The sequence below is a fragment of the Moraxella sp. CTOTU47618 genome, from assembly GCF_032017425.1.
GTDB classification, from domain to species: domain Bacteria; phylum Pseudomonadota; class Gammaproteobacteria; order Pseudomonadales; family Moraxellaceae; genus Faucicola; species Faucicola tetraodonis.
The window spans coordinates 66584-78896 of sequence record NZ_DALZPW010000003.1; the positions used below are offsets into that span (position 1 = coordinate 66584).

Below are 12313 nucleotides of genomic sequence, written 5' to 3' on the forward strand. Positions count from 1 at the left end.
GATAAAAATACTATTGGGTAAAAATACTATTGGGTAAAAATACTATTGAATCAGTCTAAAATTAGTTAAATTTCAATCGAAAATTGTCGAAAATTATACGATAATCGCCATATTATCACGATGTACCATCACGTGCCGTTCCTCATTTTTACCCAAAATCGCTTCGATGTCGCTATTGCGTTTGCGAGCGATGCGCTTAGCTTCATTTGATGAGAAATCCACCTGACCGACCGCAATACGTACCCCTGTTTTATCAACGCATTCCACCACATCGCCCTCATCAAAATCACCTTGCACTTCAATCACCCCGACAGGCAATAAGCTTTTGTTATTTTTAATGATGGCATCCACTGCGCCATCGTCAATCACCAAGCGACCTGCCATACGCAGATGAGCGGCTAACCATTGTTTTTTGGCAATGCGTTTATCATCGTCATTGGTGGTGAGCATCGTACCTAAGGATTCCCCTTTGACCACGCGATTAATCACGTTATCGATGCTGCCGCTGACAATCACGGTGGGACAACCACCCATTGCCGCAAGCCTTGCCGCACGAATTTTGGTCATCATCCCGCCACGACCCAATTTGCCACCATCTCCCGCCACGTCAAACAAATAATCTGCCATTGCCCGCTCAGTCTTAATCAGCTTGGCATCCGGGTTGGTGCGAGGGTTATCGGTGAATACGCCTTGCTGGTCGGTCAATATAATGTATAAATCGGCTTTGACCATGGCTGCCACCATCGCACCTAGACTGTCATTATCACCAAATTTGATTTCATCGACACTGACGGTGTCATTTTCGTTAATGACCGGTAGCACTCGCCACTCAAGTAGCTGATTTAACGTACTGGCGGTATTGAGATAACGATTTCGATTGGCAAGATCGTCATGTGTCAGTAGCAACTGCGCGCTTTGTACACCATACTGAATCAACGCCGACCACCAAGTTTCAATCAAGCCCATCTGCCCAATGGCGGCGCAGGCTTGCAAGGCTTGCAATTTTTTGGGGCGTTCTTCCAAATTCATTCGCACCACCCCTTCTGCCACTGCTCCTGAGGACACTAGCAATACTTGGTAGCCTTCATTATGCAGCTTGGCAATTTGCTTCGCCCATTCATAAATTGCGGTGCGATCCAAGCCTTTACCATTATTGGTCAGTAGCGATGAGCCAATTTTTACCACAATGGTGTTGGACTTAAGGGCTTTTTTAGTTGAGCTAGGTGAGGCGGTGGCAGTCATAAGTTGGCTATTATAATCAGTCAAGTGCAATTTTTTAATCAAATTAAATGCCATAATGGCTTGGCTGAGCATTGTAACAATTTTTACTGGCTTTATAAATGCTAATTCGATGCCGGTATCCGTTAAATATCACATGTTTTTATCATACGCATTTTTATCCCAATTAAGTAGCAACCATTGGAAAAACAAATTGACATTGTCAACTAAAAAATATCGACTTGAGGTTTTCTCAATTTAGATGAGGATAACTTGCTATCAACTTTGCTTTTATATAAATTTGCTCATCTTCATGGGCTACTGGGTTTATCAAATTTATGAAAAGAGCTGTTGTCACCACTTCCTCATCTTGTCTTGAAGCCCTCGGATTGTCGCAAGGCATGGACATTCTGCGCTTACACGTAAACATCAATAACGTTGATTTTATCGATGGTAAAAATATCACCAGTGAGCGTCTGGCAACCATCATGAAAACCAACCTCAAATCGGTAGCAAGGACATTTCCGCCATCCATCCATGAGATGCATCTGTTGTTTAATGATTTGATTGCTCGCGGGGTCACTGAGGTATTTGTTTGCGGTATCTCGTCCAAATTTAGCCAAACCTTACCCATGCTAGAAGAACTCAAAGTACATTATGCCAATCGTCTGCACATCTTTGTGTATGACACCAAAACACTCAATATTGCTGAAGGGGCGCTGGCGTACGAGGCAAAAGTGTTGATTGAGCAAGGTGAGTCGTTTGAAAATGTGGCAAAAAAACTTGATGATTTGCGACGTCGCAGTGAATTTTTATTTACCCTTAGCGACTTGGACTATATTATTCGCAACAAAAAATTGTCCTCCCCTGCTGCATTTGTTGCCAACTTATTTGATATCAAACCGATTATGCAAATTAATCAAATTGGTGAGATTGTCGCGGTGGAAAAAGTGCGTAAGCTTGAAAAAACCCTGATCACCATGGGAAAAACCGTCGAAAAATTTGCCGCAAATCAACCCGCGTTTATCTATTTGACAGATACGGGGCATCATGAAAGCACCGAGTATCTTAAATATTTATTGGCGACCCATTTTGGTTGGCATGATTTACCTGTCATTCGCGTGTCGACTATTTCACTTGCCAATCACGGCTTGATGGGAACAGGCATTGGGGTGTTTTATGGTGAATTACCCCACATTGTCAAAGCATTAAAAAAATGACCTGTCCTTATCTAAATTCAGCTAATAAAAAAGGTTAGCCCGCGCTAACCTTTTTAAAGCTATTTCAATCACCGCTAAGGTGCGTAGACCACTTCTACGCCATCATCGTAGTCGTCGTCATCAAAGTCATCTTCATCCAATGCGCGACCTTCACGCTCAGCTTTACGTTTGGCACGATACGCTTCTTTTTGCTCTTCCGTATTGGCGCGCACTTCCGCTTCCAGTCGTTCAAAACGCAACCGCTGACTTTCAGCAAAGTCAGGATCAGTTTCTTCCATCTCGCGCTCTTGCTCGATTTCGTTCATCAAATGCCAAACCACGGCATCAACCCCTTCCCCTGTGAGCGTGGAGGTACGAAAAACCATCCCTGTCCAACCAAGCTCTGCCACGATATGAGTGCAAAGTTGGTTTAATGCCTCTTCAGGCACTTGGTCGATTTTGTTCAAAATCAAAATCTGTGGCAGTTTTGACAGCTCTGGCGAGAATTTTTCTAACTCATTAAAAATCACTTGGGCGTTTGCCACAGGGTCGCTACCATCAATGGGCTGTACATCGACAAGATGCAATAATCGACGGGTACGAGCGACGTGTTTTAAAAAGCGGATACCCAGTCCAGCCCCTTCAGATGCCCCTTCAATCAGCCCTGGGATATCTGCCATGACAAATGAGCGGTGTTTACCCACATCCACGACACCTAGATTCGGTACCAAAGTGGTAAACGGATAATTGGCAACTTTGGGTTTGGCAGCAGAGACTTGACGAATAAAGGTGGATTTACCCGCGTTTGGCAGACCAATAAGACCCACGTCAGCCACCACTTTTAGCTCGAACTTCAAGACTTTTAATTCGCCTGGAAAACCTGGGGTGGCACGTCGTGGTGCTTGATTGGTGGAGGTTTTAAAATGGGTATTGCCTTGCCCGCCGTCACCGCCTTTGGCAATCCTCGCCGTTTGCCCTTTTTTGGTCAAGTCCGCTAAGACCTCACCTGTTTCGGTATCAACCACGGTGGTACCGATGGGTACGGATAGATAGATATCATCTGCCCCACGACCTGAACAGTTTTTGGCACCACCATTTTCGCCGCGTTTGGCATCATATCGACGCGTAAACCGGTAATCGACGAGGGTGTTGGTGTTGTCGTCGCACACCACGTACACATCCCCGCCTTTGCCGCCATCACCGCCATCGGGACCACCTTTGGGGACGTATTTTTCTCGGCGAAAACTGACGATACCATTGCCGCCATCGCCTGCTTTGACTGTTACGATTGCTTCATCGATAAAACGCATTGAAGACTTTCCTTAAATTCTTGAATAACCAAATATTATAGCATGAATTTTAGCAAGAAAAATTTGAACAATCGATGTTTAAAATTTTATCCAATAAAAAACCGCCCAAAATTGAGCGGTTTTGTCATCGTCCTTAACGCTTAGGAACACTTAGGCATTTTTTGCCATGGTTTCAGCGACACGCAATACTTGGGTGCTATAGCCCATTTCGTTGTCATACCATAGGTACATCACTGCACGGTTGTCTTGCGCAAGCGTAGATTTGGCGTCCCAAATCGCCACTTTTTCGCAACCCACAAAGTCGGTAGAAACGGCTTCATCCGAATCTGAATAAGCAATTTGCGCCTGCCATTGTTCGCTCTGACTGGCTTCTTTGATAAAGGCATTGAGTTCATCGCTTGAATTGACTGGGTTTTTGAAATTCAAATTCAAAATCGCAAGGCTCACGTTTGGCGTTGGTACACGTACCGAGCTGCCTGACAATTTGCCTTTTAATTCTGGAATCGCTTTACTGACCGCTTTGGCAGCGCCTGTGCTTGTCATCACCATATTTAAAGTTGCAGCACGCCCACGACGCTCGGCTTTATGGTGGTTATCAACCAAGTTTTGGTCATTGGTGAATGCATGGATGGTTTCCATGTGACCGTTTTCAATGCCGTATTTATCGTTTAAGAGTTTGAGCGTAGGGGTAATCGCATTGGTGGTACAGCTTGCCGCTGACACGATGGTATCACTGCCGATGGTATCATCATTGACATTATAGACGATGTTTTTGATATCACCCGACGCTGGGGCAGTCAATAGCACTTTTTTGGCACCTTTTGACTGTAAATGCTTGCCAAGACCTGCTTCATCTTTCCATTTACCGGTGTTGTCGATGATTAAGGCATTGTCGATACCATAAGACGTGTAGTCGATTTCGCTTGGGTCAGAAGCATAAATGACTTTGATAAAACGACCGTTGGCGATGATACCGCTGTTTGCTTTATCAACCACCACGGAGCCATCAAACCAGCCATGTACCGAGTCACGCTCAAGCAAGCTTGCACGTTTTTCCAAATCTGCTTCACCGGCTGGACGGACGACGATGGCTTTTAATTGTAAGCCTTTGTCTGAGGCAGGACGGCTCATCAGCAAACGAGCCAAGATACGTCCGATACGACCAAAACCATACAACACGACATCAGTCGCAGGCACTTCGTCACCGCTAGTAAAGCTGTCGGCTTGTTTGCCTGATTTGAGCGCTTGACCCAAGTCCACTGTGGTATGGCTTAGATTTTGGTCGTTTAACGCGGTGGCAAAAGCGAGTGTATCAGCGATGTTAAGGGCGTTTTTGTCATGATGAGCGATGATATCAACAAGGTTTAGCGCAATGCGATTGCCAAAAAACAGCACATCGACGCCTTTATTGGCTAGGGTATTTAGCTCAACTAATAACTGAACCGCTTGGGCTTCTTGATTTTTGCGAGTAGTGAGGTGGTCTTGGTAGAGATTGGCAGACATAGTATGACCTTTTTTTGTGAAGGAAAAATAAAATCTGTGGAAAATGCAGCAAGAAATAAACGCCTAAATTGTAACGGAATTTAGGCGTTTTAGCAATTTTAAAGCAGGGTGTTTCAACTACCTAGATTATCGGCTATTTTGTACGGTTTTTTGCAATTTACTGACATCGTAGCCTTGAGATTTTGCGGTAGCGACCATTGTTTGATAAGTGTCTTCATCCATCGTGGGTGTGCGTGACAAAATCCACAAGTATTTTTGATTTGGCGTACCCACCAACGCATGGCTATAATTGGGGTCTAAAGCAAGCACCCAATAGTCGGCTTTACCCACAGGCAACCAACGCAGTCCTTGCGGCAAGAAAGTAACTTTGAGTTTACTGCCACTGTCGCCATTTTTGGTGGCCTCACCAATGCTTTGCATGGGTTTGCCATCTTTGCCCATACATTGGTTATTGACTTCCACCTTGCCTGTCGCTTGTAGGGTGTAAGTGGCGGTAACATCACTGGCACAGTTCCGCTGAAAAAACATCGGTAAACGGGCGATTTCGTACCATTTGCCCGCATAACGGTTTAAATCGACACTTTGCACCGCCTGAGCTTTGCCAACGCTTGTGGGCTTGGCGGTTGTTTTGGTTGCGGTAGTTTTGGTGGGGGTGGTGGAGCAAGCACTCATCGCAAGCAATGTCCCTGCAATACCTGCCACTGCTAGCGTTTTTTTACTCATCAGTTTCATTGTGTATATCACCTTATTTTACTCAGTCTTACTGCGCATTAAAGTACTCATTTTAGCTCAAAATAAACGCTCAAACGGTGACTATTGGGGCATTTTTTGTCAGCCAGTTGTTACAACGAATGCGCTATTGTCAACCTGTTGGCTAGTTTTTATACCTTGTCGACCAATAACCGAATACCCGCGATTCCCATCGCCCCATGCTCATAGGCGGTGGCTAAATCTGCCTGCCCCACCCCGCCCAGCGCAAACACCGGCACATCACTAAGCTTTGCTAATTCGCCGAACGCTTGCCAGCCCATGCCCCCATTTTGAAAGGTTTCTGGGTGTGTCGGTGTGGCTTTCACCGGGGATAAAAAACAGCCCATGACAGTATGCGAGGTTGCCAAGGTATTTATTCTGCTTAGGCTATGTTGGTCATGGCAACTGGCAAAATAGCGATAATTTTTTGATAAGCTTGAGAAATCAAGCGTCATGAGTTGTTGGTGATTCAAATGCACCATGCCGTTTTTTAACCACGCATCTAATCGCTCAGGTAAGCACTTAAATAAGCACGCTAGTGTTGCATATTGAATAATCGGGGTGATATCCGCCCTTATCCTTAGTAAGCCATCAATCATAGCGGTGGCATTTTCATCGCTGGTTTGCGGGCGAAGATAACAATGGGCATCGTCGGGCAGTTTTTGGCTATAAAAATCAACCCACTTATCCACACCAATGAAGTGATCTAAGGGCTGCGTGATATAAATCGCATTGGGCAATTTTAACCACTCTAAAATGCGGGCATTGGCATCGGGCAGCGCGTACTGATTGGCGACCAAGTCTGACTGATGAACCCATGTGACGGCTTGACCTTCCTTGCCTTTACCTTCTTGCAAACCATCAAACTGCGCTTGACTCACTTCAATTTTAAAAACGTGCAATGCCACAGTTTTATCAACATAATCATGGCGTATCACCCCCATTTTGACTGCGGTATTTTGCACGATATCCAAGCCAATCTCTTCATAGACTTCACGGACTAACCCTTGTGTTGGGGTTTCATTTGGCTCAATTTTTCCGCCCACAAATTCATAACGATTGCCTTGGTGTTGACTGACATGGCGAAATCCCAGTAGATATTGATTGTTAAAATGTATCACCGCGACTGCCACATTAACGACTTTTGACATATTTTTCTCAAACTGTTGATTATTACCCATTATAAAGCATTAAATTTGATGAAAAAGTGAAAAAAGTCACTTGACGACCCATTAAATATAAATGATAATCATTATCAATTAAAAACACTATTCGCCCATCTTACAGAGAAAAGGAGTATCCCATGCTACACTTATTAAATCGCGCTAATCTCACCCAACAAAGTTCCTTGCCTACGCTATATTCCAATCATTTATTTGCGCTGACCAAAGAGATTCGTATTCAGCATGACGGCGAAGAATACCGTCTTCGATTGACCCGTAATAACCGCCTAATACTCACCAAATAGTGACTTACCAAATAATCTCGGTGAAATTGTTAATAAAAAAAGCCAATCTTTCTCAGAGTGGCTTTTTTAGAGGGTTAAGTTGATAGTCTCTGTTGCCAGTCACCGTGCCCAGTGACAGGCAACAATCACCTGAATTAACCCATGCGAATAGCCCCGTCCAAACGAATGACCTCGCCATTGAGATAGCTATTTTCGATGATGTGTACCACCAATTTAGCAAATTCTTCTGGGTTGCCCAAACGTTTGGGAAAAGGCACGGCTTGTTCAAGACTGGTACGGGCAGCTTCTGGCAGGCTTGCCATCATCGGTGTGCCGAACACCCCTGGGGCGATGGTCATGATACGTATTTGATGACGCTGCAGCTCACGCGCGAGTGGTAAAGTTAAGCCCACCACACCTGCTTTGGATGACGAGTAACTGCCCTGCCCGACCTGACCATCGAATGCGGCAATTGAAGCGGTGTTGATAATCACACCTTTATCTTCATTATTGTCTGCAGTATTTTTTGCCATCGCAGCCGCTGCCAGTCGCGCCACATTGAAAGTGCCGATGAGGTTAATTTGGATACCACGGGCGAAGGTGGTTAAATCGGCTGGATTGCCTTCTTTGTCCAGTAATTTTTGCACCACCACGATACCAGCACAGTTGATTGACCCTGATAATTTACCAAATTTGGTCACACCCGCCTCAATCGCGTTTTTGACATCCGCTTCGCTGGTGATGTCACATTTTGCAAAAATCACGTTGTCGCCCAATTCAGCCACTAATTTCTCACCTGATTCTTGGTTCAAATCAGCGATGATAACATTTGCGCCATGCGCCACTAAATAACGGGTTGTCGCTTCACCTAGACCTGACGCACCGCCTGTGACCAAAAATGTATTATTTTGTACTTGCATTGTTTTTCCGTTAACCTGTTATTTTTTGTTGATAAAAAAAGCCTAGCTAACGCTAGATACTCTTTTGCATAGGGATAAAATTTTTGTTAGTGCGCCACGCTCATGCTACGCAGCATAAAACGTTGCACTTTACCACTTGGGGTTTTTGGCAAGGTATCGATAAACTCAACGATACGGGGATACGCATGGGCAGATAACCGTGCATGCACCAAGCTTTGGATGTCTTTGGCTAACTCGTCATTACCTGTGTAGCCGTCTTTGAGCACAACATAGGATTTGATGATGTGGCCGCGTATGTCATCTGGCACGCCAATCGCCGCGGTCTCGGCTACCGACGGGTGTTCCATTACCGTGTTCTCGACATCGGTAGGACCGACGCGATATCCTGCAGTAGTAATAATATCGTCATCACGCCCGACAAACCAAAAAGTGCCATCATCATGCTGCTCGACCATATCGCCTGTCAGATAATAGCCATTTTCAAACGGATTCTTTTCGTTCCACGTATAGCCTTGGAAAAATAAGGATGGCGAATTCGCCACATCAACGGCTAGTTGACCTTGGACGCCTGCGCCTAGTTCATTAAAGTTTTCATCCAGTACCGCCAAGCGATAACCTGGCAATGGCATACCCATTGAACCAATTGGCTGATCATGGGTTAACTTATGATGACAGCAGCACGCCATCCCCAATTCGGTTTGTCCATAATGGTCAAGAATAGATGCACCAAGATGGTCAGTGATCCACGTCACCACTTCAGTATTTAACGTCTCACCCGCTGAGCTAATACGCGTCAATAGCGGTAACTCATCAGCTTTATTGTCAAAAACACCGCTTGATTTCATCATACGAAATGCAGTGGGTGATGAGGCTAAATTAGTGATTTTATGGTTTTTGATAAAATCTAATGTATGCTTGGCATCAAACCCTGACTCATTAAAGTGGGTAGTAGCACCGACTAGCAAAGGTCCTGTAATGGCATAATACAAGCCATAGGCCCAACCTGGGTCAGCCATGTTCCAAAACTGGTCATCATCGCTTAGACCCACTGCATGTACCATGTACAAATAAAATGCGGTTAGCGCTTTAAGTGGTACTGCCACACCTTTTGATTTGCCCACGGTACCTGAAGTAAACATTTGCAAAAAAGGATCTTCCCCTGTTAGCATCACAGGTTCAAAGTCTTCGCTTTGCGCTGCCATTAAGCTATCAAAATGCCAATCGCCATATTGTTTGGCGGCTTGCTCGCTGCCCACCATCACCATGTTTGGTAGTGGGTTTATGTCATTGAATTTTTCACGGTTATGGCTGTCGGTGAAAACCACTTTGGTAGCGGCTTTTTCAAGGCGGTATTCAATCGCTTCGACACCAAATGCGGTAAACAATGGCTGATATACCGCACCAATGCGCCACGCACCCACAATCACTGCTAATAAAGTCGGTGTACGTGACAGCATGGTTGATACCCGATCGCCTTTTTCCACCCCCAAAGAAGTCAGCAGATTTGCCATTTTACCGCTTAGTTTATCGAGCTGTGCGTAAGTGATTTTATGGATATTGCCTTGGGTATCTTCATGCACTAGCGCGACTTTATTTGCCTTATCAGACTGGGCATGACGACCCACACACTCTACATAGGCGTTGATACCATTGATGCGGCAACCTTGCAGGATTTGCTGCTCAAGTTCGTCAATATTGAATTGGTCAATGTAGCTTTGATACAGGTAGCTTTGATAGCGGTAGTTTTGATAATCGTGATGGGTAGATTGCGCGGTTTGGGTGTCAAGATTGTCCATGAAAGGCTCCTAATGTCGTCCATGAGATAGGAATGAGTGCCAGTGTCAACGGTCACCAGCTGGCTTAAAATAACGCTGACTTCAAATAAATCTGGCTTGAAATAAATTTGAGCTGATATAACCAGTTTTTTGACGATGGGCTCGCAACTATCACTGATTTACACTCACGCTGATTTACTTGTATCAAGTCAAGCTAACAAATTCCTTTTGTCAGCTTATGATGCCTAAAATTTTGGACAATTTCAAGTATTATGATATGAATTGTATCGTTTTAAAAATTTTACTGTTAACCAATAAACTTAAAAAAGTGCTCTTTATAGTGGCGCAGTTCACGAATTGAATCACGGATATCATCAAGTGCCAAATGACTTCCTTTTTTCTCAAAGCTTGACAAAATATCGGGGCGCCAGCGATAAGCCAGCTCTTTGACCGTTGACACATCTAAATTGCGGTAATGAAAAAACCGCTCAAGCGTCGGCATTTGCCGTGCCAAAAACCGTCTGTCTTGGCAAATCGAATTGCCACACATCGGTGAGCGTCCTGATTCGACATATTTACTCAAAAATGCAATGGTTTCGCTTTCTGCTTGAGCCATGGTCACGTTACTACGGCGAATACGGTCAATCAGTCCCGATTGCCCATGTTGGCGCGTGTTCCAATCATCCATGCTGTTGAGCACAATGTCAGGCGTATGGATGGCAAACACAGGACCTTCGGCTAGGATATTGAGTTCACTGTCAGTCACTATCGTCGCTATCTCGATGATGGTATCGTTGAGGGTATCTAGACCTGTCATCTCAAGGTCAATCCAAATCAGATGTTTTTTATCAACCGCCATACTATTGCCTTTTCATACTCTTTAACAAATAATCCGCCATCTTAGCAGATTTTACAGGTAAAATATCGGTTTTGTTGGCGATTGCTCATGTAGCGATGTCCAAAAGTATTGCAAAATTTTATAAGGTGTTAGTATGGTAAAAAATCCCCTAGTGGCTGATGTAGTGGATAGCGTATGGCGTTAATCCGTAAACGTAAACTCACTGACCAGCAAACCCGCCGCATCCAAAAACAACAAAAATCCCAGCAAGTGCTGGACGATGCCCAGCTGATGGATGGCATTGTTGTCGCAAACTTCGGCAAGCAGCTCGAAGTCCAAGCCACTAGCCTACCACAAACCCTGCCTGAAAAACCGATTGTCGCCGCTGACGAGCCAGAACCGTTTTGGCAACCCATCACCCTGCACAGTGTTTGGCGTTGTCACACCCGTACCAACTTGCCACTGATTGCCACTGGGGATAAAGTCCGCTTTGTCGCTGACCCAAATACAGGACTTGGACGCATTGAAGCGATTTATGATAGACAAAGTATCATCAACCGCCCCGATCGTTATCACAAGCTCAAGCCCATCGCCGCCAATGTTGATATTTTAGCAGTCGTATTTGCCCCGCTGCCGCTACCGTCTGCCCAGCTGATTGATCGGTATTTGGTGGCTTGCCATCACTCAGACATCACCCCATTGCTGATTTTAAATAAAGCCGATTTGTTGGCAGATGGCAGTCATAGCGAGGTTGTAGAGCTACTGTCAGCCTATCAACAGCTTGGCTATGCCACCTTGGTGACCCAATCCAATGGTGATTTAACTGAGCTAAAAAACACCGTTGCCGGCAAGAACGTGATTTTTGCTGGTCAATCAGGGGTTGGCAAAAGCAGCTTGGTCAACCAGTTATTGCCTGCTGCGGGACAATCAGTCAATGAAATTTCAACCATTTCACAGTTGGGTCAACATACCACCACCACTAGCCGCTTTTTAGCGTTTGACCCGATGGCGCTCAGCAAAGGCGCCATTATTGATACACCCGGTATTCGCGAATATGGGCTTTGGCATTTGACCCCTGATGATATTTTGCAAGGCTTTATCGAGCTTGCGCCGCTTGCACCCTACTGCCGTTTTCGCGATTGCAAACACACCGAGTCCACGCCCAATTGTGCGATGTGGCAGGCAGTGACAGAAGGGCAAGTGCTAGCAAGGCGGGTGGAGAATTTGGTGCTTCTGCAACAAGAAGCGGCCTCGCAGGATTTTTAAGCTTGCGATTTTAGACTAAATAGTAGACTAAATATTAGACTAAATAAAAGTTTCTTAAAATTGACAACTACCGTTATAATACAGTCA

General features: G+C 45.0%; 11 protein-coding genes. 3 read left to right on the plus strand and 8 right to left on the minus strand.

Annotation, left to right across the window (positions count from 1 at the left end; translation table 11 throughout):
- Positions 1-93: 93 nt before the first annotated feature.
- Complete coding sequence (gene proB, locus RTS09_RS03940; RefSeq protein WP_312534494.1) at positions 94-1242, minus strand: glutamate 5-kinase; 1149 nt, start codon at positions 1240-1242, stop codon at positions 94-96.
- A gap of 314 nt (positions 1243-1556) precedes the next feature.
- On the opposite strand from proB, the gene RTS09_RS03945 reads away from it, so the two are divergent.
- Positions 1557-2438, plus strand: coding sequence for a DegV family protein (locus RTS09_RS03945; RefSeq protein WP_312534497.1), 882 nt, complete (start codon positions 1557-1559; stop codon positions 2436-2438).
- 74 nt (positions 2439-2512) lie between these two features.
- On the opposite strand, the gene obgE is transcribed toward RTS09_RS03945, so the two are convergent.
- The 4 genes from obgE to RTS09_RS03965 all read right to left on the minus strand — a co-directional run bounded on the left by obgE (position 2513) and on the right by RTS09_RS03965 (position 7131).
- On the minus strand, positions 2513-3727 hold the full coding sequence (obgE, locus tag RTS09_RS03950) for a GTPase ObgE (protein ID WP_312534499.1): 1215 nt from the start codon (positions 3725-3727) through the stop codon (positions 2513-2515).
- 150 nt (positions 3728-3877) lie between these two features.
- Positions 3878-5230: a glyceraldehyde-3-phosphate dehydrogenase gene (locus tag RTS09_RS03955; protein WP_312534501.1), complete on the minus strand. Its 1353-nt coding sequence runs from the start codon at positions 5228-5230 to the stop codon at positions 3878-3880.
- Positions 5231-5356: 126 nt separating this feature from the next.
- A complete protein-coding gene (locus RTS09_RS03960) occupies positions 5357-5962 on the minus strand; it encodes a lipocalin family protein (RefSeq protein WP_312534503.1) in 606 nt (201 codons plus the stop codon).
- Positions 5963-6111: 149 nt separating this feature from the next.
- On the minus strand, positions 6112-7131 hold the full coding sequence (locus RTS09_RS03965; RefSeq protein ID WP_312534505.1) for an NUDIX domain-containing protein: 1020 nt from the start codon (positions 7129-7131) through the stop codon (positions 6112-6114).
- Between the two features lie 152 nt (positions 7132-7283).
- On the opposite strand from RTS09_RS03965, the gene hemP reads away from it, so the two are divergent.
- A complete protein-coding gene (hemP, locus tag RTS09_RS03970; RefSeq protein WP_072092918.1) occupies positions 7284-7448 on the plus strand; it encodes a hemin uptake protein HemP in 165 nt (54 codons plus the stop codon).
- Between the two features lie 134 nt (positions 7449-7582).
- Here the strand turns inward: hemP and RTS09_RS03975 are convergent, their stop codons facing one another.
- The 3 genes from RTS09_RS03975 to orn all read right to left on the minus strand — a co-directional run bounded on the left by RTS09_RS03975 (position 7583) and on the right by orn (position 10981).
- Positions 7583-8347 (minus strand): SDR family NAD(P)-dependent oxidoreductase, encoded by a 765-nt coding sequence (locus tag RTS09_RS03975; RefSeq protein WP_312534507.1) that lies wholly within the window; start codon positions 8345-8347, stop codon positions 7583-7585.
- An 86-nt stretch (positions 8348-8433) separates the two neighbouring features.
- The gene (locus RTS09_RS03980) at positions 8434-10143 is read right to left on the minus strand and encodes an AMP-binding protein (RefSeq protein ID WP_312534510.1); all 1710 of its coding nucleotides are present in this window, start codon (positions 10141-10143) and stop codon (positions 8434-8436) included.
- 286 nt (positions 10144-10429) lie between these two features.
- The gene (gene orn, locus RTS09_RS03985; protein WP_312534513.1) at positions 10430-10981 is read right to left on the minus strand and encodes an oligoribonuclease; all 552 of its coding nucleotides are present in this window, start codon (positions 10979-10981) and stop codon (positions 10430-10432) included.
- A 174-nt stretch (positions 10982-11155) separates the two neighbouring features.
- Here orn and rsgA point away from each other — a divergent pair, with 174 nt between their 5' ends.
- Positions 11156-12226: a ribosome small subunit-dependent GTPase A gene (gene rsgA, locus RTS09_RS03990; RefSeq protein WP_312534515.1), complete on the plus strand. Its 1071-nt coding sequence runs from the start codon at positions 11156-11158 to the stop codon at positions 12224-12226.
- The last annotated feature ends 87 nt before the right edge of the window (positions 12227-12313 follow it).